Origin of the sequence: Cupriavidus sp. SS-3 (assembly GCF_035818815.1) — a bacterium.
Taxonomy (GTDB): Bacteria; Pseudomonadota; Gammaproteobacteria; order Burkholderiales; family Burkholderiaceae; genus Cupriavidus; species Cupriavidus taiwanensis_C.
The window spans coordinates 106,114-131,149 of the sequence record NZ_JAYLVT010000005.1 but is presented as its reverse complement, the minus strand read 5'-3'; the positions used below and the strand labels follow the sequence as shown (position 1 = coordinate 131,149).

23 protein-coding genes are annotated in these 25,036 nt (G+C 68.2%); 20 read left to right on the top strand and 3 right to left on the bottom strand.

Features of this window, described 5'->3' with window-relative positions; translation table 11 throughout:
- Positions 1-75: 75 nt before the first annotated feature.
- The 3 genes from U9J39_RS10205 to U9J39_RS10195 all read left to right on the top strand — a co-directional run bounded on the left by U9J39_RS10205 (position 76) and on the right by U9J39_RS10195 (position 2,379).
- Positions 76-987 (top strand): hypothetical protein, encoded by a 912-nt coding sequence (locus U9J39_RS10205; RefSeq protein WP_116313226.1) that lies wholly within the window; start codon positions 76-78, stop codon positions 985-987.
- Between the two features lie 103 nt (positions 988-1,090).
- Positions 1,091-1,600 (top strand): dihydroneopterin triphosphate diphosphatase, encoded by a 510-nt coding sequence (nudB, locus tag U9J39_RS10200; protein WP_115708134.1) that lies wholly within the window; start codon positions 1,091-1,093, stop codon positions 1,598-1,600.
- Positions 1,597-2,379 carry an endonuclease/exonuclease/phosphatase family protein gene (locus U9J39_RS10195; protein ID WP_115708136.1) on the top strand — a complete coding sequence of 261 codons (783 nt, stop codon included), beginning with the start codon at positions 1,597-1,599 and terminating at the stop codon, positions 2,377-2,379. The genes nudB and U9J39_RS10195 overlap by 4 nt, the downstream gene beginning before the upstream one ends.
- A 12-nt stretch (positions 2,380-2,391) precedes the next feature.
- On the opposite strand, the gene mobB is transcribed toward U9J39_RS10195, so the two are convergent.
- Positions 2,392-2,922, bottom strand: coding sequence for a molybdopterin-guanine dinucleotide biosynthesis protein B (gene mobB / locus U9J39_RS10190; RefSeq protein WP_115711541.1), 531 nt, complete (start codon positions 2,920-2,922; stop codon positions 2,392-2,394).
- Positions 2,923-3,020: 98 nt separating this feature from the next.
- Here mobB and clsB point away from each other — a divergent pair, with 98 nt between their 5' ends.
- The 7 genes from clsB (at position 3,021) to U9J39_RS10155 (ending at position 12,838) form a co-directional block, all read left to right on the top strand.
- Complete coding sequence (gene clsB, locus U9J39_RS10185; protein ID WP_326347005.1) at positions 3,021-4,367, top strand: cardiolipin synthase ClsB; 1,347 nt, start codon at positions 3,021-3,023, stop codon at positions 4,365-4,367.
- A gap of 348 nt (positions 4,368-4,715) precedes the next feature.
- Positions 4,716-5,306: a TetR/AcrR family transcriptional regulator gene (locus tag U9J39_RS10180; protein ID WP_025583452.1), complete on the top strand. Its 591-nt coding sequence runs from the start codon at positions 4,716-4,718 to the stop codon at positions 5,304-5,306.
- 76 nt (positions 5,307-5,382) lie between these two features.
- Positions 5,383-7,170, top strand: coding sequence for an acyl-CoA dehydrogenase C-terminal domain-containing protein (locus tag U9J39_RS10175; RefSeq protein ID WP_326347004.1), 1,788 nt, complete (start codon positions 5,383-5,385; stop codon positions 7,168-7,170).
- 123 nt (positions 7,171-7,293) lie between these two features.
- On the top strand, positions 7,294-9,750 hold the full coding sequence (locus U9J39_RS10170; protein WP_326347003.1) for a 3-hydroxyacyl-CoA dehydrogenase/enoyl-CoA hydratase family protein: 2,457 nt from the start codon (positions 7,294-7,296) through the stop codon (positions 9,748-9,750).
- A 21-nt stretch (positions 9,751-9,771) separates the two neighbouring features.
- Positions 9,772-10,971, top strand: a complete 1,200-nt coding sequence (locus U9J39_RS10165; RefSeq protein ID WP_115679371.1) for an acetyl-CoA C-acyltransferase — start codon at positions 9,772-9,774, stop codon at positions 10,969-10,971.
- A 113-nt stretch (positions 10,972-11,084) separates the two neighbouring features.
- The gene (locus U9J39_RS10160) at positions 11,085-12,041 is read left to right on the top strand and encodes a DegV family protein (protein WP_115708146.1); all 957 of its coding nucleotides are present in this window, start codon (positions 11,085-11,087) and stop codon (positions 12,039-12,041) included.
- Positions 12,042-12,061: 20 nt separating this feature from the next.
- Entirely contained in the window at positions 12,062-12,838 is a 777-nt protein-coding gene (locus U9J39_RS10155) for an enoyl-CoA hydratase (protein ID WP_326347002.1), read from the top strand.
- A 225-nt stretch (positions 12,839-13,063) separates the two neighbouring features.
- On the opposite strand, the gene U9J39_RS10150 is transcribed toward U9J39_RS10155, so the two are convergent.
- On the bottom strand, positions 13,064-13,468 hold the full coding sequence (locus U9J39_RS10150; protein WP_062796782.1) for an acyl-CoA thioesterase: 405 nt from the start codon (positions 13,466-13,468) through the stop codon (positions 13,064-13,066).
- Between the two features lie 116 nt (positions 13,469-13,584).
- On the opposite strand from U9J39_RS10150, the gene U9J39_RS10145 reads away from it, so the two are divergent.
- The 4 genes from U9J39_RS10145 (at position 13,585) to U9J39_RS10130 (ending at position 18,481) form a co-directional block, all read left to right on the top strand.
- Positions 13,585-15,483, top strand: coding sequence for an ABCB family ABC transporter ATP-binding protein/permease (locus U9J39_RS10145; protein ID WP_326347001.1), 1,899 nt, complete (start codon positions 13,585-13,587; stop codon positions 15,481-15,483).
- 200 nt (positions 15,484-15,683) lie between these two features.
- Positions 15,684-16,826: an ABC transporter substrate-binding protein gene (locus U9J39_RS10140; RefSeq protein ID WP_442784896.1), complete on the top strand. Its 1,143-nt coding sequence runs from the start codon at positions 15,684-15,686 to the stop codon at positions 16,824-16,826.
- Between the two features lie 20 nt (positions 16,827-16,846).
- Positions 16,847-17,683, top strand: coding sequence for an ABC transporter ATP-binding protein (locus U9J39_RS10135; RefSeq protein WP_326347000.1), 837 nt, complete (start codon positions 16,847-16,849; stop codon positions 17,681-17,683).
- 24 nt (positions 17,684-17,707) lie between these two features.
- Complete coding sequence (locus U9J39_RS10130; protein ID WP_326347055.1) at positions 17,708-18,481, top strand: ABC transporter permease; 774 nt, start codon at positions 17,708-17,710, stop codon at positions 18,479-18,481.
- An 18-nt stretch (positions 18,482-18,499) separates the two neighbouring features.
- Here the strand turns inward: U9J39_RS10130 and U9J39_RS10125 are convergent, their stop codons facing one another.
- Entirely contained in the window at positions 18,500-19,270 is a 771-nt protein-coding gene (locus U9J39_RS10125; protein ID WP_326346999.1) for a GntR family transcriptional regulator, read from the bottom strand.
- Between the two features lie 223 nt (positions 19,271-19,493).
- Here U9J39_RS10125 and U9J39_RS10120 point away from each other — a divergent pair, with 223 nt between their 5' ends.
- Genes U9J39_RS10120 through U9J39_RS10095 form a run of 6 tightly spaced genes read left to right on the top strand, consistent with a single transcriptional unit; the run spans position 19,494 to position 24,953 of the window.
- Positions 19,494-20,993, top strand: a complete 1,500-nt coding sequence (locus U9J39_RS10120; RefSeq protein ID WP_326346998.1) for a class I adenylate-forming enzyme family protein — start codon at positions 19,494-19,496, stop codon at positions 20,991-20,993.
- Positions 20,990-21,778, top strand: a complete 789-nt coding sequence (locus U9J39_RS10115) for a citryl-CoA lyase (RefSeq protein ID WP_116312143.1) — start codon at positions 20,990-20,992, stop codon at positions 21,776-21,778. Before U9J39_RS10120 ends, U9J39_RS10115 begins: the two co-directional genes overlap by 4 nt.
- A gap of 42 nt (positions 21,779-21,820) precedes the next feature.
- The gene (locus tag U9J39_RS10110) at positions 21,821-22,780 is read left to right on the top strand and encodes a VOC family protein (protein WP_115708160.1); all 960 of its coding nucleotides are present in this window, start codon (positions 21,821-21,823) and stop codon (positions 22,778-22,780) included.
- A gap of 53 nt (positions 22,781-22,833) precedes the next feature.
- Positions 22,834-23,493: an alpha/beta hydrolase gene (locus U9J39_RS10105; RefSeq protein ID WP_115708162.1), complete on the top strand. Its 660-nt coding sequence runs from the start codon at positions 22,834-22,836 to the stop codon at positions 23,491-23,493.
- Positions 23,494-23,513: 20 nt separating this feature from the next.
- Positions 23,514-24,572: a maleylacetate reductase gene (locus U9J39_RS10100; RefSeq protein WP_326346997.1), complete on the top strand. Its 1,059-nt coding sequence runs from the start codon at positions 23,514-23,516 to the stop codon at positions 24,570-24,572.
- A 45-nt stretch (positions 24,573-24,617) separates the two neighbouring features.
- Complete coding sequence (locus U9J39_RS10095; RefSeq protein ID WP_326346996.1) at positions 24,618-24,953, top strand: YciI family protein; 336 nt, start codon at positions 24,618-24,620, stop codon at positions 24,951-24,953.
- Positions 24,954-25,036 lie beyond the last annotated feature (83 nt).

The window sequence follows — 25,036 nt, the reverse complement described above, 5'->3', positions numbered from 1 at the left end:
TCCTTCCTTTGACACGTAATTTGCCGAGGGGCCCTGTCATGAAGGTCCCCGGCACTCGGGAGGAAATTCGTGAACCTGAATCTGGATACCGAACTGATCCGCCAGTTCCTGCTGGCCCACCAGGAAACCATCCTGACCTGGCTGGCGGCCGGACTGATCATGATGCTGCTGGCCCGTTTCGAGCTGCGCCGCGCCCAGCGCCGCGCGGCGCAGGCCATGTCCGAATCGGTGGCGACCACGGTGGCCGCGTGCGTGCCCGATATCGCCCACGCGGTGCAGGCGGCGTCGCCCCAGGCGGCGGCCGAGCCGGTCGAGATGCAGCGCGCCGAAGCCCTGCGCCGGCTGGCACTGGACACCGTCGGCGTGGTGATGACGCGCGGACGCTGGCTGGACGAGCTGGGCAACCTGCGCGTGGCTGACGATGCGCTGCTTGCCGGACAGCGCGCCGATGGCGCTGATCCGCTGCTGGTGGTGGCGCCGCAACCGGTGGTGCAAGCCTACCTCGATGCGCAGCGCGTGTTCGAGGACGAGGCCGCGCAGGTGCAGGCGCTGCGCCGCGACGCCCAGCGCGTGCAGGAGGCGCTGCAGGCGCTGGATACCGAGGCCGCCCATATCGAACAGGAAACCGGCAGCATCGTGCTGCGCTTCGAGCAGGTCAATGCCCAGGCGGCGCAGGGCATGGATGGCGGCGATTATCAGCGCTTCCTGATCCAGAAGTACAACACGCTGGGCCAGCGCGAGAAGGAAATCGCACAGGAACGGATGCGGCTGCAGGGCGAAGTGCGCCAGCGCGCCGACGCCCTGGCCACCCACGCGCATGCCGCCGCCAAGCGCTACCGCCACGCGCTGGCACCGCTGATGGAGCAGCTGCGCGCGGCCTGGGGCCACGGCGAATCGCCGCAGGTGTTCGACACCTGGCAGCGCCACGGCAGCACCGAACCCTACCTGGCCCCGCACGGCATGCAGGGCGCGCGCAGCGCAGCCTGACACGGCCACAAGTTGCGGCGCCCGCGCACGGGCGCCGCAGCGCTTTCCCGTGGCAAGCGCGCGCGCCTGCGCTATCCTTGGGTTTGTCCTTTGGCCCAGACCCATGTCATACAAGATCCCGGAATCCGTGCTGGTGGTGATTTACACGCCAGATCTTCAAGTCTTGCTGCTGGAACGCGCCGATCGCCCGGGCTTCTGGCAGTCCGTCACCGGCAGCCTCGACACCCTGGACGAACCCCTGGCTCTGACCGCCGCGCGTGAAGTCGCCGAGGAAACCGGCATCATCGCCGGCGAACACCAGCTGACCGACTGGGGCCATGCCATCCAGTACGACATCTATCCGCAGTGGCGCCACCGCTACGCCGAAGGGGTGACGCGCAATACCGAGCACTGGTTCGGCCTGCGCGTGGCCGAGGCACTACCGGTGACGCTGGCGCCACGTGAACACCTGCAGTACAAGTGGCTGCCGTGGCAGCAGGCGGCGCAACAGTGCTTTTCCAGCAGCAATGCCGATGCCATCCGCCAGCTGGGATGGCGCGCGGGCGGTGCCGGCGCGCCGGCCGCTGCGGGCACCGATGCCAGCCGCGAGGCAGCCCTCGGAGGCCGGCCATGAAGCTGCGCGTGGTCACCTACAACATCCACAAAGGGGTGACCGGCCTGTCGCGGCGCCCGCGCATCCAGAACGTGCGGGCCGGCCTGCATGCCATGGATGCCGACATCGTCTTCCTGCAGGAAGTGCAGGACCGCAACGACCGCCTGGTGGCGGCGGCGCTGTTTGATCCCGACCATACCCAGCTCAACTACCTGGCGACCGATGCGTACCCGCATTCGGTCTACGGCCGCAATGCGGTCTACGACTACGGCCATCACGGCAACGCGATCCTGTCGCGCCATCCGATCCTGATGTCCGAGAACCTCGATATTTCCGACCACCGCTTCGAGCAGCGCGGGTTGCTGCACGCGGTGGCGGACGTGCACGGCGTCGAGACCCACCTGATCTGCGTGCATTTCGGCCTGTTCGCGCGCAGCCGTGCGCGCCAGGCCGAGGCCCTGGTGGAGCGTGTGCAGAACGTGGTGCCGGCGGGCGTGCCGCTGGTGATCGCCGGCGACTTCAACGACTGGAACCACCGGCTCGACGCGCAGATCTGCAATACGCTGGGCGCGGTCGAGGCCTCGCATGCGCGTGGGGCGCGGCTGCACACCTTTCCCAGCCATATGCCGTGGTGGCAGCTCGACCGCATCTATGTGCGCGGCTACGAGATCGAACGCGCCCACGCGCTGACCGGGCGCGACTGGGCGCAACGCTCCGACCACGTGCCGCTGGTGGCGGAGCTGGGCCATCCGCTCGGCGAAATGGTGGAGCGGGACGCGCCCGCGGACAAGGCCGCCTGAGGCAGAGCCCGGTCAGCCCGCGCCGCCGTCGCGGCCGGGCAGGGGATAGTCGCGGATAAAGGCGAACACCGCCTGGGCATCGTTCAGGTCCAGCACTGGCAGCGTGGTCATGGCGGCGACGGCGGCGGGATCGTCGCTCGCGACCGCCACCACGCCCGGCACCTCGTCCCATAGCGGTGCACGGCCCAGCGCGGGGCGGAATACTTCGAGCTTGGGAAAATCGCTGCGTTTGTATCCTTCCACCAGCACCAGGTCGGTATCGGGCGGCAGCACCGCGAGCGCGTCGTCGAGCTCGGGTGACGGCACGGCCTCGGGGTAATGGCGCATCAGCGTCAGGTGGCGCGCGCCGACCAGCACGACGTTGGCGCAGCCGGCCGCGCGCATGCGCCACGAATCCTTGCCGGGCGTGTCGGGATCGAAGCCGTGGTGGGTGTGCTTGACGCCGGCCACGCGCAGGCCAGCGCCGACGAAGCAGGGGATGAGCTGGTCCAGCAGCGTGGTCTTGCCGCTGCCGGACGAACCGGTAATGCCGAATACCTTCACCATGGTTTCCGTAGGGGGCGTCGGGAGTCTGCCTGCAGCCACCTGCGGTAGCGGCGGGGCGGGCATCGGCATCGACGATAGCAGAGTTCCGGGCGGCAATGTGCAGGCTGCGCCTGGCCCGCGGCAAACTGTCCGATAATCACGGCATGTCACGGATCTCCCACTCCGCCCAGGCCGAGAGCGCCCCGGTGCACGACACCGCCACCTCCGGCGAGCCGACCTATCGCCACCACATGCTGCGCTGGGCCTGGCGCCGCGGCAAGCCCACCACCGGCAATACCGTTCGGCTGCTGCACGGCGGCCACGACTTCTTTCCGGCGCTGATCGCCGCCATCGACCAGGCCGCGTTCCAGGTCATCCTGGAAACCTACATCTATGCCGACGACGAGGTCGGCCGCGCCGTCGCCGACGCGCTGATCCGGGCCGCCGCGCGCGGGGTCGCGGTGCGGGTGACGGTGGACGGCTTCGGCGCCGGCGACATGCCCGCCGAGCTGGCCGAGCGGCTGCGCGCGGGCGGCGTGCGCCTGCGCGTCTACCGCGCCTTGCGCGGCTTCCGCCTGGCGCGGCGCCACCTGCGCCGGCTGCATCGCAAAGTCGCCGTGATCGACCGCCATGTCGCCTTCGTCGGCGGCATCAACATCATCGACGACCACAACCACGGTCCCTTCGAAGGCGCCAACCTGGGGCCGCGCTATGACTTCGCGGTGCAGGTCAGCGGGCCGCTGGTGGACCGCATCGCGCTGTCGTCCGAGCGGCTGTGGTGGCGGCTGTCGCTGCGCGAGGCGCGCGGCAGCGAGCGCGCCGCGGCGGTCGCCGACTACCCGCTGGTGACCGACCTGCCGCCGCGCCCCGAAGCCACCGGCGGCATTCGCGCCACGCTGCTGCTGCGCGACAACCTGCGCAACCGCCGCACCATCGAGCGCGAATACCTGCGCGCGCTGGGCGCGGCGCGCCACGACGTGATCCTGGCCAACGCCTACTTCCTGCCCGGCCACAAGATGCGGCGCGCGCTGCTGGCCTGCCGCGAGCGCGGCGTGCGCGTGCGGCTGCTGCTGCAGGGCATGGTCGAATACCGGCTGCAGCACTACGCCACCCATGCGCTCTATGCCTCGTTGCTCGAGGCCGGGGTCGAGATCTACGAGTACGCCGAGAGCTTCCTGCACGCCAAGGTCGGTGTGGTCGACGAGGCCTGGGCCACGGTCGGGTCGAGCAACATGGACCCGTTCAGCCTGCTGCTCGCGCGCGAGGCCAACGTTGCCGTTTATGATGCGGCCTTCGCCGCTGAACTGCGCGAAGCGCTGGAGCGCGCCATTGCGCACCGCAGCGTGCGCGTGCTGCCCGACGTGCATGCGCGGCGCTCGCCGCTGCACCGGCTGGCCAACTGGACGGCCTATATGCTGCTGCGACTGGGCGTGATCATCGCCGGCGTCACCGGCCGCTACTGAAACGGCGTGGCGGCCGGTGTGCGTTTGCTGCCATGCGGCAACGGCCGCGCTGAAACCGGTGGCAGCATCGCGGCTGGCGGACATGCTGCATTGCAGTCCGTTTAGAAACAGCGGTCTAATTAAAAGCTTGATGGGCAGGTGCCGCGCCAGAATAATCTGAACGACCGTTCTTTTTTGGCTTAGACTGCGTGCATTCGCGGTATGCACCGGCAAATCCGCCGGCCGCCCGCAAGCAATGAATGCAACGTCAGGGTCATACGCGGTGCCGCAGCAGGCGCCGCAGAACGGAGAAAAAACATGCGACACCAGTCAGCCCGTCTCGAATCCGCCGCCTCGTCGCCCTCGCCCATGCGCAAGGGCGAGATGACGCGCGTGGCGATTCTGGATGCCGCACTGGAATTGTCGTCCCGCGACGGGCTCGAAGGTCTGACCATCGGCCTGCTCGCGGAACGCATGCAGATGAGCAAGAGCGGCGTCTTCGCGCATTTCGGTTCGCGCGAGGACCTGCAGGTGGAGGTGGTGCGGGAGTATCACCGCCGGTTCGAGCAGGAGGTGTTCTATCCCTCGCTGCAGGAGCCGCGCGGCCTGCCCCGGCTGTGGTCGATGGTGCGGCGCTGGATGGAGAAGCGCATCCAGGAAGTGACGACGGGATGCATCTACATCAGCGGCGCGGTGGAGTACGACGACCGTGCCGGCAGCCTGGTGCGTGACGAGTTGGTCAAGAGCGTCACCATCTGGCGGGCAGCGCTGACCCGCGCCATCAACCAGGCCAAGGAAGAGGGGCATCTGCGCGCGGACTGCGATCCGCGCCTGATGCTGTTCGAGATGTACAGCCTTGAACTAGGCTTGCATCATGACGCCCGTTTCCTGCGCCTGCCCGACAGCGCCGAGCTTGCCATGGTCGCGCTCAACAAGCTGATTCAGTCTTACCGTACCTGAGGCCGTCGGGTCGGACCGGATCGCGTCAAGCGAGGCGGGCGGCGTGGCGGCATCGCACAACTCCAAGGAGTCTCTGATGGGCCAGTACACCGCACCGTTGCGCGACATGCAGTTCGTGCTCCATGAACTGCTCGGCGCCGAAGCCGAACTCAAGGCGATGCCGCCGCACGCGGACATCGACGCGGACACCATCAACCAGGTCATCGAGGAAGCCGGCAAGTTCTGCTCGGACGTGGTGTTCCCGCTCAACCAGGTGGGCGACCGCGAAGGCTGCACCTATGTCGGCGACGGCGTGGTCAAGGCGCCCACCGGCTTCAAGGAAGCCTACCAGCAGTATGTCGAGGCCGGCTGGCCAGCGCTGGCGTGCGACCCGGCCTTCGGTGGCCAGGGCCTGCCGATCGTGGTCAACAACGTGGTCTACGAGATGCTGAACTCGGCCAACCAGGCCTGGACCATGTACCCCGGCCTGTCGCACGGCGCCTATGAGGCCCTGCACGCACACGGCACCCCCGAGCTGCAGCAGGCCTACCTGCCCAAGCTGGTGTCCGGCGTGTGGACCGGCACCATGTGCCTGACCGAGCCGCATTGCGGCACCGACCTGGGCATCCTGCGCAGCAAGGCCGAGCCGCAGGCCGACGGCTCCTACCTGATCACCGGCACCAAGATCTTCATCTCCGCCGGCGAGCACGACCTGGCCGAGAACATCATCCACCTGGTGCTGGCGCGCCTGCCGGACGCGCCGGGCGGCACCAAGGGCATCTCGCTGTTCGTGGTGCCCAAGTTCATCCCGGATGCCAGCGGCAACCCGGGCGAGCGCAACGGCATCCAGTGCGGCTCGATCGAGCACAAGATGGGCATCCACGGCAACGCCACCTGCGTGATGAACCTGGACGGCGCGCGCGGCTGGATGGTGGGCGAGCCCAACAAGGGCCTGAACGCCATGTTCGTGATGATGAACGCCGCGCGCCTGGGCGTGGGCGCGCAGGGCCTGGGCCTGACCGAGGTGGCCTACCAGAACTCGGTCGCCTACGCCAAGGACCGCCTGCAGATGCGCGCGCTGACCGGCCCGAAGGCGCCGGAGAAGGCCGCCGATCCGATCATCGTGCATCCCGACGTGCGCCGCATGCTGCTGACCCAGCGCGCCTACGCCGAAGGCGGCCGCGCCTTCAGCTACTGGACCGCGCTGCAGATCGACCGCGAGCTGTCGCACCCGGACGAGGCCGTGCGCAAGCAGGCGGGCGACCTGGTCGCGCTGCTGACGCCGGTGATCAAGGCGTTCCTGACCGACAACGCCTTCACCGCCACCAACGAGGGCATGCAGGTGTTCGGCGGCCACGGCTACATCTCCGAATGGGGCATGGAGCAATACGTGCGCGACGCCCGCATCAACATGATCTACGAAGGCACCAACACCATCCAGGCGCTGGACCTGCTGGGCCGCAAGATCCTGGGCGACATGGGCGCGAAGATGAAGGCCTTCGGCAAGATCGTGCAGGAATTCGTCGAGGCCGAAGGCACCAATGAAGCCATGCAGGAGTTCGTCAACCCGCTGGCCGACCTGGGCGACAAGGTGCAGAAGCTGACCATGGAAATCGGCATGAAGGCGATGGGCAACGCCGACGAAGTGGGAGCCGCCGCGGTGCCGTACCTGCGCGTGGTGGGCCACCTGGTGTTCGCGTACTTCTGGGCCCGCATGGCCAAGATCGCGCTGGAGAAGCAGGGCAGCGGCGACAAGTTCTACACCGCCAAGCTGGCCACCGCGCGCTTCTACTTTGCCAAGCTGCTGCCGGAAACGGCCGCCGAGATCCGCAAGGCGCGCGCCGGTTCGGCTTCGCTGATGGCGCTGGACGCGGATCTGTTCTAAGTCCGTCGGTCCCGCGAAGGCGGGAACCCGGCGTCGTTACAGGCGCTGACGGAACACCAAAGTCACTGGGTCCCCGCGTACGCGGGGACGACGATTTACAACGCTCATTGCTCAGGAGCGAGTATGTCCAATTTCATCGTCAAGAAAGTCGCCGTGCTGGGTGCCGGCGTCATGGGCGCGCAGATTGCCGCCCACCTGATCAACGCGCGCGTGCCGGTGGTGCTGTTCGACCTTCCCGCCAAGGACAAGGACGGGGGAGGGGCCCCGTCCGCTTCCCCGGTCGCGAAGAACGGCATCGCCCTGCGCGCCATCGACAACCTGAAGAAGCTGTCGCCCGCGCCGCTCGGCATCAAGGACGAGGCCGGCCTGATCCAGGCCGCCAACTACGAGGACGATATCGCGCTGCTGAAAGAGTGCGACCTGGTGATCGAAGCGATCGCCGAGCGCATGGACTGGAAGCACGACCTGTACAAGAAGGTCGCGCCGCACCTGGCCGCGCACGCGATCTTCGCCACCAACACCTCGGGCCTGTCGATCACCGCGCTGTCCGACGGGTTTGACGATAACCTGAAGTCGCGCTTCTGCGGGGTCCACTTCTTCAACCCGCCGCGCTACATGCACCTGGTCGAGCTGATCCCGACCGCGACCACGCAGCCGCAGATCCTCGACCAGCTGGAAGCCTTCCTGACCACCACGCTCGGCAAGGGTGTGGTGCGCGCCAAGGACACGCCCAACTTCATCGCCAACCGCGTCGGCATCTTCTCGATCCTGGCGGTGTTCGCCGAGGCCGAGAAGTTCGGCATCCCGTTCGACGTGGTCGACGACCTGACCGGTGCCAAGCTGGGCCGCGCCAAGTCCGCGACCTTCCGCACCGCGGACGTGGTCGGCCTGGACACCATGGCGCACGTGATCAAGACCATGCAGGACAACCTGCACGACGACCCGTTCGCCCCGGTTTACAAGACCCCGGCGGTGCTCAAGGGCCTGGTCGACGCGGGCGCGCTGGGCCAGAAGACCGGTGCCGGCTTCTACAAGAAGGAAGGCAAGGCCATCAAGGTGCTCGACGCCAAGACCGGCCAGTACGTCGAGTCGGGCAAGAAGGCCGACGAGATCGTGGTGCGCATGCTGAAGAAGGAGCCGGCCGAGCGCATCAGGCTGCTGCGCGAATCGACCAACCCGCAGGCGCAGTTCCTGTGGGCGGTGTTCCGCGACGTGTTCCACTACATCGCCGTGTACCTGGAGCAGATCGCCGGTTCCGCCGCCGATATCGACCTGGCGATCCGCTGGGGCTTCGGCTGGAACTCCGGTCCGTTCGAGGACTGGCAGTCGGCCGGCTGGAAGCAGGTGGCCGAGTGGGTGAAGGAAGATGTGGAAAGCGGCAAGGCGCTCTCGGCCGCGCCGCTGCCGGCATGGGTCTTTGAAGGCCCCGTCGCCGAGCGCCAGGGCGTGCATGCCGCCGAAGGTTCGTGGTCGCCGGCGACGCAGTCGTTCGTCGCGCGCAGCACCTTGCCGGTGTACCAGCGCCAGGTGTTCCGTGCCGCGCTGAAGGGCAGCGAAGCGGTCGATCCGCGCAAGGCGGGCCGCACCGTCGAGGAAAACGACGCCGTGCGCATCTGGGTCAGCGAGGGCCAGGACGACGTGCTGGTGGTCTCGTTCAAGAGCAAGATGAACACCATCGGGCCTGACGTGATCGACGGCCTGACCCGCGCCATCGACCTGGCCGAGGCTGGCTACAAGGGCCTGGTGGTGTGGCAGCCGACCTCGCTGCAGCTGGGCGCGCCGGGTGGCCCGTTTTCGGCGGGCGCCAACCTGGAAGCGGCGATGCCGGCCTTCATGATGGGCGGCGCCAAGGGCATCGAGCCGTTCGTGAAGAAGTTCCAGGACGGCATGATGCGCCTGAAGTACGCCTCGGTGCCGGTGGTGTCGGCGGCGTCCGGCATCGCGCTGGGCGGCGGTTGCGAACTGATGCTGCATTCGGCGGCACGCGTGGCTGCGCTGGAAACATACGTGGGCCTGGTCGAAGTCGGCGTGGGCCTGGTGCCCGCCGGCGGTGGCCTGAAGGAAGCCGCGCTGGCCGCAGCACGCGCCGCGCAGGCAGCGGGCAGCACCAACATCCTGCAATTCGTGACCAGCCGCTTCCAGAGCGCGGCGATGGCCAAGGTCTCCGCATCGGCGCTGGAAGCGCGCCAGATGGGCTACCTGCAGCCGTCGGACAGGATCGTCTTCAACGTGCACGAGCTGCTGCACGTGGCGCAGAACGAAGTGCGCGCGCTGGCCGATGCCGGCTACCGCGCGCCGCTGCCGGCGCTGATCCCGGTGGCCGGCCGCTCGGGCATCGCCACCATCAAGGCGTCGCTGGTCAATATGCGCGACGGCGGCTTTATCTCCGCGCATGACTTCCTGATCGCCACCCGCATCGCCGAAGTGGTGTGCGGCGGCGACGTCGAGGCCGGCGCGCTGGTCAGCGAGGACTGGCTGCTGGCGCTGGAGCGCAAGGCCTTCGTCGACCTGCTGGGCACCGCCAAGACGCAGGAGCGCATCATGGGCATGCTGCAGACCGGCAAGCCGGTGCGTAACTAATCAGGCTAGCGAGGAACCGAGATCATGAAACAACTGCAAGACGCATACATCGTTGCGGCTACCCGCTCGCCGATCGGCAAGGCCCCCAAGGGCGCCTTCAAGCACACGCGCCCCGACGACCTGCTGGCCACCATCCTGAAGGCCGCGGTGGCCCAGGTGCCGAACCTGGACCCGAAGCTGATCGAGGACGCCATCGTCGGCTGCGCCATCCCGGAAGCCCAGCAGGGCCTGAACGTGGCCCGCATCGGCGCGCTGCTGTCGGGCCTGCCCAACACCGTCGGCGGCATCACCGTCAACCGCTTCTGTGCCTCTGGCCTGAGCGCGGTGGCGATGGCCGCCGACCGCATCCGCGTAGGCGAGTCCGACGTGATGATTGCCGCCGGCGTGGAATCGATGAGCATGGTGCCGATGATGGGCAACTCGCCGTCGATGTCGCCGGAGATCTTCGCCCGCGACGAGAACGTCGGCATTGCCTACGGCATGGGCCTGACCGCCGAGAAGGTGGCGCAGCAGTGGCAGGTCAGCCGCGAGGACCAGGACGCGTTCTCGCTGGCGTCGCACCAGAAGGCCATCGCCGCGCAACAGGCCGGCGAGTTCCGCGACGAGATCACGCCGGTCGAGACCGTCGAGCGCTTCCCCGATCTCGCCAGCGGCCAGGTCAGCGTGAAGACCCGCACCATCGCGCTGGATGAAGGCCCGCGCCCGGATACCTCGCTCGAAGGCCTGGGCAAGCTGCGCCCGGTGTTTGCCAACAAGGGCAGCGTCACCGCCGGCAACAGCTCGCAGACCTCGGACGGCGCCGGCGCGCTGATCCTGGTCTCGGAGAAGATCCTGAAGCAGTTCAACCTGGTGCCGCTGGCGCGCTTCGTCTCGTTCGCGGTGCGCGGCGTGCCGCCCGAGATCATGGGCATCGGCCCCAAGGAAGCGATCCCGGCGGCGTTGAAGGCGGCGGGCCTGACCCAGGACCAGCTCGACTGGATCGAACTGAACGAAGCCTTCGCCGCGCAATCGCTGGCGGTAATGCGCGACCTGGACCTCGATCCCGCGAGGGTCAACCGCATGGGCGGCGCGATCGCGCTGGGCCACCCGCTGGGCGCGACCGGTGCGATCCGCTCGGCCACGGTGGTACATGCGCTGCGCCGCCACAACCTGAAGTACGGCATGGTCACCATGTGCGTCGGCACCGGCATGGGCGCCGCAGGTATCTTCGAGCGCGTATAAACGCGCCTGCGGGATGGCCCATGGCCATCCCGCCCTTCTGCATCAGGTGAAGAAAGCAGTACCGGGGCTGCCGCCCGCGACGCGGGTCACCAGGTAGGGGAGGAGACAACAATATGCAGGAGACAGCCATCCTGGCCGATGCCGCGTGCGACTTGCCACGCGACGTCATGGCCGCGCTGAAGGTCCACACCATTCCGTTCCGCATCCGCGCCGGCGAGCAGTTCGTCGCCGACACGCGCGATGAAGACGCATTGCCGCGGCTTTACCAGCAATACCTGGTCGGCCGCCAGGACCACTATGCCGAATCGGTGCCGATGGTCGAGCGCGAGCTGGAGGAACACCTGCTGCGCAACGTGGCGGCGCAGTGCGACCGCGCCATCCTGTTCACCATCGCCAGCACGCGCAGCAAGCTGTATGCGCATGCGAGCGGCGCGGTGATCGGCACCGTGGCGCGCAGCGTGCGGCTGCGCAAGCAAGCGGGACGCCCGGGGCTGTTCGACCTGACCGTGGTCGACACCGGGGCCATCGGCCCGGGCCAGGCGCTGATCGTGCGCGAAGCCGCGCGCATGACGCTGGCCGGCGCCAGTCCGCAGGCCGTGCGCGAGGCCGTGGAAACACGGCTGCGCGATGCCGCCCACATGTTCCTGGTGCCCGACGAACTGCTCTACCTGTACACCCGCGCACGGCAGAAGGGCGAGGGCAGCATTACCTGGGGCCGCTACGTGATGGGCAGCGCGTTCAACCTCCGCCCCGTGGTGCATATGCACCGCGGCCAGACCGAAGCCATCGCCAGGGCGCGCGGCTCGGAAGAGGGCAGGCGCCGCGTGCTGCAGCATGCCGAGCAATGCCTGCGCGCCGGCAACCTGCTGGTGCCGGCGATCTCGGCCTGCTACGCAGGCCCGCTGGACGAAGTGCGCGCGATGCCGGCGTACCAGTCGCTGGCGAATACCGCACGAAGCCAGGGCGTCGAGCTGATGCTGGCGCCGATGAGCCTGACAGTGGCACTGAATGTCGGCGCGCGCGCGTTCGGGCTCAGCTATCTCGCCGAGTCGCCGCCGCCTTTCGAATAACTCCCACAGACGAGGACACCATGAGCATCCGTACCAGCATCGAGCAGGGCATCCTGACGCTCGAATTCGACCGCATCGACAAGAAGAACGCCATCACCGCGGCGATGTACCAGTCGCTGGCCGACGCGCTGCGCGCGGCCGAGACCGATCCCGCCGTGCGCGCCATCCTGCTGCGCGGCAAGCCCGAAGTCTTCACCGCCGGTAACGACCTTGAGGATTTCATGCAGCGCCCGCCCACCGCGGGCGAGGGCGCCGAAGCCGCCGCGGTGTTCCAGTTCCTGTACCAGATCAGCCATGCCAGCAAGCCGGTGGTCGCGGCGGTCAGCGGCGCCGCGGTGGGCGTGGGCACCACTATGCTGCTGCACTGCGACCTGGTCTATGCGTCCGACACCGCCAAGCTGTCGCTGCCGTTCGTGCAGCTCGGGCTGTGCCCCGAGGCCGCCTCCAGCCTGCTGCTGCCGCGGCTGGTCGGCTACCAGCGCGCGGCCGAGAAGCTGCTGCTGGGCGAGGCCTTCAGCGCGCAGGAAGCGCTGGAGATCGGGCTGGTGACGCGGGTGCTGCCGGTGGCCGAGTTGCATGACTTTGCCCTGGCACAGGCACGCAAGCTGGCGGCCTTGCCGGCGTCGTCGCTGCGCGAGACCAAGCGCCTGATGAAGGCCGGCGCGATGGCCGAAGTGGAGAAGCAGATGGCCGACGAGGGCGCGGTGTTCCGGCGCATGCTGGTGGCGCCGGAGGCGAAGGAGGCGTTCAGCGCGTTCTTTGAAAAGCGGAAGCCGGATTTTAGGAAGTTTGAATGAGGGAGTGCTCCCAAGCCGCTTGATCTCGCCTAAGCAAGGTGTTCACCCTCTCCCCTCATGGGGAAAGGGCCGGGGTGAGGGGTGGGCTAGGCAAGGAACCACATAAAGCGGGGCCAACGGTTTTTTCCAGCGCGATAGCTTCGGCCAGCGCCCGCCCTCACCCCAACCCTCTCCCGCAAGCGGGAGAGGGAGCACACCGACCGATGGGCAGGAGCCTTTCATCCCTCAAGCCGTCGGCAACACCCGCGGCTGCCGCGACTCATCCGTCGCCACATACGTCAACGTCGCCTCGGTCACCTTGACGATCTCATTGCTGTGCCGCATGCGCTGCGCATAGACCTCGACCTCGACCGTGATCGAGGTGCGTCCGGTCTTGACGATGTCGGCATAGAAGCTGACCAGGTCGCCCACGAACACCGGGTGCTTGAACAGGAAGGAATTGACCGCGACGGTGGCCACGCGCCCCTGTGCGCGTTCGACCGCCGGGATCGAGCCGGCGATATCCACCTGCGACATGATCCAGCCGCCGAACACATCGCCGTGCACGTTGGCGTCGGCGGGCATCGGCACCACGCGCAGCGCGGGGTTCTTGCCGGCAGGCAGGGCGGGGACGGTGTGGGGAGCGTTCATGGCGGTATGCGGGTGGACTGCTGAGGGATGGGGATGGGGCGTGGCAGCGAAAGACCCTTCGCCAGCCGCGCAACGCGATCTCTGCGACAATCGCGCATTGGCCCGGATTCTAACGTATGCGCCGCTATTCCACGACCGCCGAGCAGGCCCCCGACACGGCCTCGGTGAAGCTCTTTCCCGGCCAGCGCGCCCCCCGCAGCGACTGGCAGACCGTGCGCAACCTGCTGCCCTATGTCTGGCACTACAAGTGGCGCGTGATGCTGGCGCTGGCCTGCCTGGTGGCGGCCAAGGTTGCCAACCTGGGCGTGCCGGTGCTGATGAAGCGGCTGATCGACAGCATGAACATCTCCGCCGGCGACCCGCGCGCGCTGCTGGCGGTGCCGGTCGGGCTGATCGTCGCCTACGGCATGCTGCGCCTGTCCGCGACGCTGTTCACCGAGTTGCGGGAGATCCTCTTTTCCAAGGTCACGCAGAGCGCCGTGCGCGAAATCGCGCTGCAGGTGTTCCGGCACCTGCATGCACTGTCGCTGCGCTTCCACCTGGACCGCCAGACCGGCGGCATGAGCCGGGACATCGAGCGCGGCACGCGCGGCATCCAGTCGCTGATCTCGTATTCGCTGTACAGCATCCTGCCCACGCTGGTGGAGATGGCGCTGGTGATCGGCTTCTTCATCCTGCATTACGACATCTGGTTCGCCGCCATCACCGGCTCCGCGCTGGTGGGCTATATCGTCTTCACCATCGTGGTGACGGAATGGCGCACGCACTTCCGCCGCCGCATGAACGAGCTGGATTCGCGCGCCAACCAGAAGGCGATCGATTCGCTGCTGAACTTCGAGACCGTCAAGTACTTCTGCAATGAAGCCTACGAGGCGCAGCGCTATGACGAGAACCTGCGCAAGTACCGCACCGCGGCAATCCGCTCGCAGAACTCGCTGTCGTTCCTCAACTTCGGCCAGCAGGCCATCATCGCGATCGGCCTGATCCTGATCCTGTGGCGTGCCACCGTGGGCGTGGTCGACGGCAAGCTGACGCTGGGCGACCTGGTGCTGGTCAACACGCTGATGATCCAGCTCTATATCCCGCTTAACTTTCTTGGCGTGATCTACCGCGAGATCAAGCAGGCCACCACCGACATGGACCGCATGTTCGTGCTGCTGGGCACGCACCAGGAGGTGGCCGACGCGCCGGGCGCGCCGCCGCTGCGAGTCGGCGGGGCGCAGGTGCGCTTCCGCGACGTGCGTTTCGGCTACGAGCCGGACCGCACCATCCTGGACGGGGTCGACTTCACCATCGCCGCCGGCACCACCACCGCGGTGGTGGGCCACAGCGGCTCGGGCAAGTCGACGCTGGCGCGGCTGCTGTTCCGCTTCTACGACGTGGGCGGCGGCGCGATCGAGATCGACGGCCAGGACATCCGCGCCATCACTCAGGACAGCCTGCGCCGCGCCATCGGCATCGTGCCGCAGGACACCGTGCTGTTCAACGACAGCATCTACTACAACATCGCCTACGGCCGCCCGGACGCGACCCGCGACGAAGTCATCGCCGCGGCGCAGGCGGCGCAGATCGATGCCTTTATCCGCGAGCTGCCGCAGGGCTATGACACGCCCGTGGGCGAGCGTGGCCTGAAGCTGTCCGGCGGCGAGAAGCAGCGCGTGGCGATCGCGCGCACGCTGCTGAAGAACCCGCCGGTGCTGGTGTTCGACGAGGCGACTTCCGCGCTGGATTCGCGCACCGAGCAGGCGATCCAGGCCGAGCTGATGCGCCTGGCGCAGAACCGCACCACGCTGCTGATCGCGCACCGGCTCTCCACCGTGGTTCATGCCGACCAGATCCTGGTGATGGACCACGGCCGCATCGTCGAGCGCGGCACCCATGCGCAGCTGATGCGCGCGGGCGGGCGCTATGCCGAGATGTGGGACATCCAGGCGCGCGCCGCCGCGAGGGGCGGCGACGCGGTCGGCGCGGACGCGCTGGCGCTCGACGTGGGCGACGCCACGCAGGACGCCTGAGCGCTGTTGCGCCGCGCCGGCTTGCACCAGGGCGCGGCGCGGATTGTCGGCAATCGCTGCCGACGATGCCGCCGCGGCAATCGCCACGCCCATTTCTGGTTCGACAATCGCGTGCGGGCACGCCCTGGAACGGGGCCGGCAAAGCTGGCATGTCCCTTGCGGACGAATCCCTCCGAAATCACCATCCACGGAGAGATGCCATGCCCAAATCCCGCGCTGCGCAAGTGTTGCCCGGCGTTTTCACGGCTGCCACGGAAGGCGCTGGCCATGCCGGTGCGCACCCGGCCCGCGCTTCGGCACGCCGCCGCCTGCTGAAGCTGGGCGCAATGCTCGGCACCAGCCTGGTGCTGTCGACATCATTCGCCGGCGCGGCCCACGCGCAGGCTGCGTCCACCAAGGTCCGGTTCCAGCTCGACTGGCGCTTCGAAGGGCCGGCGGCGCTGTTCCTGCTCGGCGAGCAGAAGGGCTACTACAAGGCCGAGAAGCTGGAAGTCGCGATCGATGCCGGCAACGGCTCGGGCAACGTGGTCAACCGCGTGGCCTCGGGCACCTATGACATGGGCTTCGCCGACATGTCGTCGGTGATGGAGTTTTACGGCAACAACCCCGACGCGAAGAACAAGCCGGTGGCCGTGATGATGGTCTACAACAACACGCCCGCGGCCATCCTCGCGCTGAAGAAGTCGGGCATCCGCGCGCCGAAGGACCTGTCCGGCAAGCGCCTGGGCGCGCCGGTATTCGACGCCGGCCGCCGCGCCTTCCCCATCTTCGCCCGGGCCAACGGCCTGCAGGCATCGTCGTTCAACTGGCAGGCGATGGACCCGACGCTGCGCCAAACCATGCTGGTGCGCGGCGATCTGGATGCCATCACCGGGTTCTCGTTCACGTCGATCCTGAACCTGAACGCGCGCGGCGTGAAGGACGAGGACATCGTGGTGCTGCCGTACCCGCAGTTCGGCGTGAAGCTGTACGGCAACGCCGTGATCGCGTCGGAGGAATTCATCAGGAAGAACCCGGAGGCGGTGAAGGCGTTCCTGCGCGCCTTCAGCAAGTCGGCGCGCGAAGTGATCGCGAGGCCGGAAGAGGGCATCCGCGCCCTCAAGGCGCGCGACGGCATCATCGACGAAAAGCTCGAAACGCGCCGGCTGAAGCTGGCGCTGGACAGCGTGGTCCGGTCGCCCGACGCCAAGGCCGAGGGCTTTGGCCGCATCAGCAAGCCGCGCCTGTCGCTGATGGCCTCGCAGGTGGCCGATGCCTTCGGCACCAAGGGCCGTATCAACGCCGATGCGCTGTGGACCGACGCGTACCTGCCGAGCGCGGCCGAACTGGATGTGCTGCGATGATGGCGGGCCTGGCTGAATCCATGCCGGCCACCGCGGCTGCCGCGGCGGCAGCGTCCGCGCCCGTCGAGCCCTTCGTCGATTTCAACCGGGTCTGGCTGGCCTATGACGACACGCTCGCGCGCCAGGGCGAGTTCGCGGTGGAAGACCTGTCGCTGCAGGCCGCGCCGGGCGAGTTCATCGCCATCGTCGGCCCGTCCGGCTGCGGCAAGTCCACCTTCATGAAGCTGGCGACCGGGCTGAGACCGGCCACGCGCGGTACCGTGAAGGTGGCCGGTCAGAAGGTGAGCGGGCCGCTCAAGCAGGTCGGCATGGCGTTCCAGGCGCCAACGCTGCTGCCATGGCGCACCACGCTCGACAACGTGATGCTGCCGCTGGAAATCGTCGAGCCCTACCGTTCGACCCTGCGTGCCAGGCGCGACGAATACGTCGACCGCGCCCGCCGGCTGCTGCATACCGTGGGCCTGGGCGGCTACGAGGACAAGTACCCGTGGCAGCTCTCCGGCGGTATGCAGCAGCGCGCCTCGATCTGCCGCGCGCTGGTCCACCAGCCGCGCATGCTGCTGCTGGACGAGCCCTTCGGTGCGCTCGACGCCTTCACCCGCGAGGAACTGTGGTGCGTGCTGCGCGACTTGTGGCAGGCGCAGCGCTTCAACGTGATCCTGGTCACGCACGACCTGCGCGAGGCCGTGTTCCTCGCCGACACGGTCTACGTGATGAGCCAGCGCCCCGGCCGCATCGTGCTGCGCAAGGAGATCGGCCTGCCGCGCCCGCGCGATCTCGAGCTGACCTATACCGAGCCCTTTGCCGGGCTGGTGCACGCGCTGCGCGAGAAGATCGGCCATGTGCGCCAACACTGAAGCAGACCCCGAGGCAAGACAATGATGATGATGCTGACTTCCGCGCAGGAGCGCCGCGTGCAGCGCGTGGCGCCGTGGCTGCTGCTGGCCGCGGTGCTGCTGCTGTGGCAGGGCGCGTGCATGGCCTTTGACGTATCCGACTTCATCCTGCCGGCGCCGTCCGCCATCGTGGCCGCGCTGGCGGACTATGCGGACGTGATTGCGGGCCATGCGTGGCGCACCTTCTGGACCACCATGGTGGGCTTTGGCGTGGCCATCGGCGTGGGCGTGCTGCTCGGGCTGGCGATGGGCTCGTCGCGGCTGCTCTATGCCGCCAGCTACCCGCTGATGACCGCCTTCAACGCGCTGCCCAAGGCCGCCTTCGTGCCGATCCTGGTGGTGTGGTTCGGGCTCGGCGCCGGGCCGGCGATCCTGACCGCGTTCCTGATCTCGTTCTTCCCGATCATGGTCAATATCGCCACCGGGCTGGCCACGCTGGAGCCGGAACTGGAAGACGTGTTGCGCGTGCTGGGCGCCAAACGGCGCGACGTGCTGTTCAAGGTCGGCCTGCCGCGCGCGCTGCCGTATTTCTTCGCCTCGCTGAAGGTGGCGATCACGCTGGCCTTTGTCGGCACCACGGTGTCGGAGATGAATGCCGCCAACGAGGGCATCGGCTACCTGCTGGTGTCGGCCGGCTCCGCCATGAAGATGCCGCTGGCCTTTGCCGGGCTGGTGGTGATCGCGGTGATGGCGATGGCGATGTACGAGCTGTTCGCGGTGGCCGAGAAGCGCATGACCGGCTGGGCCCACCGGGGTTGAGGCGGGCTCAGTGCCGCACTAGCTGCCGGCCTGCTGCAGCTGGTAAGTCGAGCAGTAGCTGAAGCGGCTGGCCGGATGCACGCCGGTGGTCACGATGATCGCCTGGTCGCGCAGGAAATAGGTGCGGACGATGCGCAGGCCCGCCGACTTGTCCGGCACCTGCAAGGCAGCGGCCTGCGCGCCTTCGACCAGCCATCCCTGCACCTCCTGCTCCACGCGGGTGACCTTGATCCCGTATTGCTTCTCCACCATCGTGTACACCGGCACGTCGAGCGTCTCGCCGGGCGGAGACAGCTCGCCGTAAGCGCCGTCGACATAGATGTCGACCAGCCCGATCGGCTCGTGGCCGGGCGCACTGTCGAAGCGGGTGCCGCGGATATGCAGCCAGCGCGCGCCGGGCGCGCAGCGCAGCAATGCCGCCAGCGTGTCATCTGCCTTCACCGTGCCGAACGCCGAGGTGCGCAACGTCGTTCCCTTGGCATAGCTGACCAGATCGGCAGGTGAGTCCATCAGCTGGGTGAAGCGGCTTTGCGGACGGTCTGAGATCACACGCGTGCCGACACCGGCCTGGCGCGAAACCATGCCCAGGTTGGTCAGCTTCTGCACCGCCTGGCGCACCGCATACCGGCTCAGGTTCCAGGTTTCGCACAACTCCGCCTCGGTCGGCAGCAGCGCGCCGACGGGCGGGTTGCCGTTCACGATTTCCTGCATCAGCGTGCGGGCCAGGTCGAGATGGCGCGGCGAGGTCGCGCCCAGGGCGGCGGAAACGGGGTCGATGTCTCTTTGCATGAATTGGCGAGAGGTCGGCGGCAAGGGCGTCGGCGCCGCGGCCGATGCCCGTGACAGCCGCCGCGACGCGCGGATCGATCTTAGCATTGCGCGCAGGGTTTTTCCTAATATTCGAATGTTCGAACAAAGTCCTATAGTTCGAGCCATGCAGATGCTTGACCTGCCGCGCTGCCCGTATCCGGCAACCACGCATCCATTCCTCGATTTCGGAGAAGCTTCCCGCATGTATCCCATTGATTTCCTGTGGCGCGCCGCCCACCGCCACCCCGAGCGGACCGCCATCTTCAGTGCCGATGGCCAGTTGTCATACCGGGTGCTTGCCGACGCGGTGCTGCGTCGCGCCGCGGCCCTGGTGGCGCTCGATCCGTTGCCCCGCAGCCGCGTCTGCGTCGGCGCCGCCAACACGGTCGATCACCTGGTGGCGATCCTGGCGATACTGGCCGCCGGCAAGGTATGGGTGCCGCTGAATCCGCGCAACGGCGATCCCGAGCTGCGCCGCATTGTCGATTTCGTCGAGCCCTCGCTGGTGCTGGCCGATGCCGGCATGGCCGGGCGCCTCGCCGGCATCGCGGCGCCGTTGCGCCTGTTGTCCGACCTCGGCGCAGACGGTGGCGATTTCGCTGCGGTGGTGATGGGCCCTCGTGGCCGCGGCGGCGTGCCGCTGGAAGCGGCGCAGGCGGTCAAGTTCACCGGCGGTTCAACCGGTTTTCCCAAGGGCGTGATCCAGCCGCTGCGGGCATGGAACGCCAATATCGCAACCCAGATCCACGAACTTGGCCTGACGCCGGCAGACCGCTACCTGGTGGCGGCGCCGATCACGCATGGAACCTCCACCTACATGCTGCCGCTGCTCGGTGCCGGCGGGGCGCTGGTGTTCCCGGAATCGGCCAAGCCGGCCGGCCTGCTCGATGCGGCCCAGGCCCACGGCGCGACGCTGTTCTTCGCGCCGCCGACGCTGATCCTGGCACTGGTCGAAGAGCAGCGGCGCGCGCCGCGCGCGTTGCCGGCGCTGCGCTATCTGGTCTACGGCGGCGCGCCGATGCGCCCGGAACAGATCCGCGACGCGCAGGCGGTGTTCGGCCCGGTGCTGTGCACGTCGTTTGGCCAGACCGAAGCGCCGCAGATCATCACCTTCCTGCCGCCGGGCGAGATGCACGGCGAGCGGCTCGCTTCGGTCGGCAGGCCGTCGCTGCTGACCCGGGTGGCCATCGTCGACAAGGCCGGCAACGTGCTCGGCGCCGGGGAAGAGGGCGAGATCGCAGTGCGCGGCGACCTGGTCATGAGCGGCTACCTGAAAGCGGAGCAGGAAACCCGCAAGACGCTGGTCGACGGCTGGCTGCGCACCGGCGATGCCGGCGTCTTCGACGAGCACGGCTTCCTGTTCCTGCGCGACCGCATCCGCGATGTGATCATCACCGGCGGCTTCAACGTCTATCCCGGCGACGTCGAGGTGGTGCTGTCCGCCCACCCCGCGGTGGCCGACTGCTCGGTGGTCGGCATCCCCGACGCCAAGTGGGGCGAGGCCGTGCACGCCGCGGTGCAGTTGCGCCCCGGCATGCAGGTTGCCGCAGACGAACTGATCGCGCTGGTCAAGCGCGAGCTGGGTTCGGTCAAGACGCCCAAGCACATCCACGTGTTCGACGCATTGCCGCGCAGCGCGGTCGGCAAGGTGCTGAAGCCGGCGGTGCGCGAGTCGATCCTGTCCACCTGGAGCGCGACATGACTTCGCCCAAGGCCTGCGCTGCGCCGCGCACGCGGCTCTGTCGCTACACCGAGCAAGCGGTCTATTACGGCGAGGACGACCTGGTTGCGGACCTGCTCGGCCAGGCCAGCTTCATCGACGTCTTCATGAAGCAGACCTTCGGCAGCGCGCCCGGCCCGGCGCAGCGCCGCATCGCCGAGGCGGTGCTGGTGACGCTGATGGAACATGGCATGACGCCGAGCGCGATTGCCACGCGCATGATCTATTCGAGTTCGCCGGAAAACCTGCAGGCCGGCGTTGCGGCGGGCCTGCTGGCGGTGGCCAGCCAGTTCATCGGCACCATGGAACCCGCCGCGGGGCTGCTCGACCAGATCGCGGCGGCCGGTGCCGACGGCGCAGCGGAGGCCCGGCGCATCGCGCGCGCATACCGTGCGCGGCGCGAGCCCGTGCCCGGCTTCGGCCATCACCTGCACCGTCCCGACGATCCGCGCGCGCTGGCGCTGCTGGCGCTGGCGCGCGAGCTGGGCACCTATGGGGAACGCTGCGCCGCGCTGGAACGACTGGCCGCCGAAGTCGATGCCGCCGCCGGCCGCCATATCACCATCAATGCCACCGGCGCCGTGGCGGCGGTGCTGGGCGACATCGGCATCCCGGCGCGGCTGATGCGGGGCTTTGCCGTGCTGAGCCGCGCCGCGGGGCTGATCGCCCATATCGCCGAGGAACAGCGCGAACCCTCGGGACGCTTTGTGTGGAGCCTCGTTGACGAGGCCATGACACCCGCCCGCAGCGCGGGCGGGCCAGACTGACCACCGCCGCAAATCGACAAACAGAAATCAGAAGGAGACGCCATGACAGCAGCCGACCGAGCCATCCAGCGGCACCACCACATCACCCTCAGCGTGGGGACCGCGCAGCAGGACTATGATTTCCATACCAGGGTGCTTTCGCTGAAGAGCGTCAAGAAGACCCTGATCTACGACGGCGGCACGCCGTTCTATCACCTGTACTACGGCAACGACCTGGGTGAGGAAAGCACGCTGATCACCTGCTTCCCGGTCGCGCACTTCGGCCGCAAGGGCACGCGGGGCACGGGCCAGATCGGCAGCCTGGCGCTGTCGGTGCCAGGCTCGGCGATTCCGTTCTGGCACCAGCGCCTGCTCGACCACGGCTTCGAGGTGCGCCGTACCGAACGCTTTGGCGAGGTCGTGCTGGCCTTCGCCCACCCGTGCGGGGTCGAGTACGAGCTGATCGGCATCGCCGATGACGCGCGTACGCCTTACTCCAACGGCGAGGTGCCGGCCGAGTTCGCGATCCGCGGCCTGCATACCATCGCGGTGAACGTGCGCGAAATGGAGTCGTCGCAGCAATTCATGCAGGAAGGATGGTCGGGGCGCGAAGTCGGGCGCGATGGCAAGTACCTGCGCTATGCCTTCGGCGACGGTGCCTCCGGAAAACTGGTCGATTTCTCGCTCGAGCCCGACCTGCCCCAGGCCAGCTGGACCTACGGCGAGGGCACCGTGCACCACTGCGCATTCCAGGTCGAAGACCGCGTGGTGCAGGACATGGTGAAGGCGCGGCTCGAGGGCCTGGGTTTGACCGACACCTCCGAACGCAAGGACCGCGGCTACTTCGAATCGATCTACGTGCGTACCCCCAGCGGCGCGATGTTCGAGGCCACCGTGTCGAAGCCCCAGGCGTTCCTGATCGACGAGCCCTATGAAAGCATGGGCTCGACGCTGCAGATCGCGCCGCAGTTCGAGAGCCAGCGCGCAACCATCCTGCAATCGCTGGAAAGCCTGCACTACTGAAGCGGACCCTCGTCGCGCTGTGTGGCCGTGCATGGCCCGAAGCCGGAAACATCATGCCTGTCCTCAATCCTCACCTGCACACGCCGCTGAGCGTGTTCGACGCGCCGGCGGGCAATGCCCGGCTGGCGGCGATCCTGGTCCATGGCCGCGGCCAGTCGCCGGCGCTGATGCGCGAACTGCTGGTCGACCGGCTCGACTGCCCCCAGGTGGCATGGTTCGCGCCGCTGGCCGCGGAAAACACCTGGTATCCGGAGCGCTTCATCGCTCCGCTCGAGGCCAACGAGCCGCGCCTGTCACAGGCGCTGGCGCGCATCGAGGTGCTGTCCGAGGCGTTGCTGGCGATGGGCTTTCCCTACACCTCGCAGGTGCTGGTGGGGTTCTCGCAGGGCGCCTGCCTGTGCAGTGAATTCCTCTGGCGCCAGCGGCGCCGGTATGCGGGCCTGATCGCCCTGACCGGCGGGCTGATCGGCCCCCCGGGCGCGCCGCGCGAGTGCGCGCGGCCGTGGCTGGCAGGCATGCCGGTGCTGCTGTCGACATGGGACGAGGATCCGCATGTGCCTGCCGACAGCGTGCGCGAGTCGGCGCAGTGGTTCCGTGCCGCCGGCGCCGACGTCAGCATCCGGGTCGAGCCGGGCACCGAGCACGGCATCCGCGACCGCGAAATCGCTTACGCCAATTACTTCCTGGCCGCCTGCGTGCCAGATGCCAGTTGAACGCCAAGGAGCCTTGCGGCATGCAATCTTTTATCCATGAAACGCGCCAATCCCGCATCGTGTTCGGCAACGGTGCGCGCGAGCACCTGCTGCGCGAGGTGGAACTGCTCGGCGTGCGGCGCGTGCTGGTGCTGACCTCGCCGGAGCAGTTCGCGCTGGGCCGGCAGATGGCCGAGCTGATCGGCGCGCGCAGCGTCGGCGTCTACGGCCATGCCGTGATGCATGTACCGGTCGATGTGGTGAAGAACGCCGTCGACGCGGTGCGGCGTGCCAACGCCGATGGCTGCGTGGCGGCCGGCGGCGGCTCGACCATGGGCCTGGCCAAGGCCATCGCGCTCGAGGCCGGGCTGCCGTTCATCGCCGTGCCGACCACTTACGCCGGCTCCGAGATGACGCCGCTGTACGCCATCACCGAAGGCGGCCTCAAGCATACCGGCCGCGACTGGCGCGTGGCGCCGCGCACCGTGATCTACGACCCCGAGCTGACGCTGTCCCTGCCGCCGGGCCTGGCCATGACCAGCGGCATGAATGCGATCGCGCACGCGGCGGAGGGCCTTTACGCCGGCGACGGCAACCCGGTCTACGCGCTGATGGCCGAAGAAGGCATCCGCGCGCTGGCCGGCGCGCTGCAATGCCTGAAGCGCGATGCCTGCAACGCCGGGGCGCGCGGCGATGCGCTGTACGGCGCCTGGCTGTGCGGCATGGTGCTGGGTAACCTGCAGATGGGCATCCACCACAAGCTGTGCCATACCCTGGGCGGCAGCTTCAACCTGCCGCATGCGGAAGTCCACACCGTGGTGCTGCCCTATGCCATGGCCTACAACGCCGCAGCGGCGCCGCAGGCGATGGTGCGCATTGCGCGCGCGCTGGGCACTGCCACCGCGCCCGCAGGACTGCGCGAGCTCGGCGCCGCGCTCGGCGTGCCGCGCTCGCTGCGCGAGATCGGCATGCCGGCGCATGGCCTCGATCAGGCGGCCGACCTGGTGGTCGCGGCGCCGTACCCGAATCCGCGCCCGCTCGAGCGCGCAGCGGTCCGCGACCTGCTGCAGCGCGCCTACGACGGTGCCGCTCCCGCCTGAGCGCGCGCCGCAACGGTAGCGCTTCCGCCAAATGAGGCCCCCATCATGCCAACAGTCATTCGCGCCTACTTCCGCACCGACATCGCCGCCGCGCGCTTGCAGCACCGACCGGACCATATCCGCCACATCGCCGCGCACCTGCCGGAGATCGTCTGTGCCGGCGCCCTGTGCGACGAAGCACAGGCGCCGCGGGGGCTGTTCCTTGCCGTGCAGGGCGACAGCGCGCAGGCGCGGGCGCTGATCGAATCGGATCCGTACCACCGCGCCGGCCTGTTCGAGCGCGTCGAGACCGAGCCTTTCCTGCAGTTCGTTCCGCACGCCAATCCACGCCTTCTCGACGAGGAACTGGAGCGCGCGCTGCAGAGCGCCGCCGCCACATAAAGCCGCCGCCGGCGGCAGCCGGCAAGCCAGCCTGAACCTGTCTCGCAGTGAAACCCTGCAGGGCGCCGTGCGCCTGCTGCCGG

Coding starts and splice junctions, on each gene's coding strand:
- nudB (WP_115708134.1), top strand. CDS start 1,091: ATGTCATACAAGATCCCGGAATCCGTGCTGGTGGTGATTTACACGCCA.
- U9J39_RS10195 (WP_115708136.1), top strand. CDS start 1,597: ATGAAGCTGCGCGTGGTCACCTACAACATCCACAAAGGGGTGACCGGC.
- clsB (WP_326347005.1), top strand. CDS start 3,021: ATGTGCAGGCTGCGCCTGGCCCGCGGCAAACTGTCCGATAATCACGGC.
- U9J39_RS10180 (WP_025583452.1), top strand. CDS start 4,716: ATGCGCAAGGGCGAGATGACGCGCGTGGCGATTCTGGATGCCGCACTG.
- U9J39_RS10175 (WP_326347004.1), top strand. CDS start 5,383: ATGGGCCAGTACACCGCACCGTTGCGCGACATGCAGTTCGTGCTCCAT.
- U9J39_RS10170 (WP_326347003.1), top strand. CDS start 7,294: ATGTCCAATTTCATCGTCAAGAAAGTCGCCGTGCTGGGTGCCGGCGTC.
- U9J39_RS10160 (WP_115708146.1), top strand. CDS start 11,085: ATGCAGGAGACAGCCATCCTGGCCGATGCCGCGTGCGACTTGCCACGC.
- U9J39_RS10155 (WP_326347002.1), top strand. CDS start 12,062: ATGAGCATCCGTACCAGCATCGAGCAGGGCATCCTGACGCTCGAATTC.
- U9J39_RS10150 (WP_062796782.1), bottom strand. CDS start 13,468: ATGAACGCTCCCCACACCGTCCCCGCCCTGCCTGCCGGCAAGAACCCC.
- U9J39_RS10145 (WP_326347001.1), top strand. CDS start 13,585: ATGCGCCGCTATTCCACGACCGCCGAGCAGGCCCCCGACACGGCCTCG.
- U9J39_RS10140 (WP_442784896.1), top strand. CDS start 15,684: ATGCCCAAATCCCGCGCTGCGCAAGTGTTGCCCGGCGTTTTCACGGCT.
- U9J39_RS10135 (WP_326347000.1), top strand. CDS start 16,847: ATGCCGGCCACCGCGGCTGCCGCGGCGGCAGCGTCCGCGCCCGTCGAG.
- U9J39_RS10130 (WP_326347055.1), top strand. CDS start 17,708: ATGATGATGCTGACTTCCGCGCAGGAGCGCCGCGTGCAGCGCGTGGCG.
- U9J39_RS10125 (WP_326346999.1), bottom strand. CDS start 19,270: ATGCAAAGAGACATCGACCCCGTTTCCGCCGCCCTGGGCGCGACCTCG.
- U9J39_RS10120 (WP_326346998.1), top strand. CDS start 19,494: ATGTATCCCATTGATTTCCTGTGGCGCGCCGCCCACCGCCACCCCGAG.
- U9J39_RS10115 (WP_116312143.1), top strand. CDS start 20,990: ATGACTTCGCCCAAGGCCTGCGCTGCGCCGCGCACGCGGCTCTGTCGC.
- U9J39_RS10110 (WP_115708160.1), top strand. CDS start 21,821: ATGACAGCAGCCGACCGAGCCATCCAGCGGCACCACCACATCACCCTC.
- U9J39_RS10105 (WP_115708162.1), top strand. CDS start 22,834: ATGCCTGTCCTCAATCCTCACCTGCACACGCCGCTGAGCGTGTTCGAC.
- U9J39_RS10100 (WP_326346997.1), top strand. CDS start 23,514: ATGCAATCTTTTATCCATGAAACGCGCCAATCCCGCATCGTGTTCGGC.
- U9J39_RS10095 (WP_326346996.1), top strand. CDS start 24,618: ATGCCAACAGTCATTCGCGCCTACTTCCGCACCGACATCGCCGCCGCG.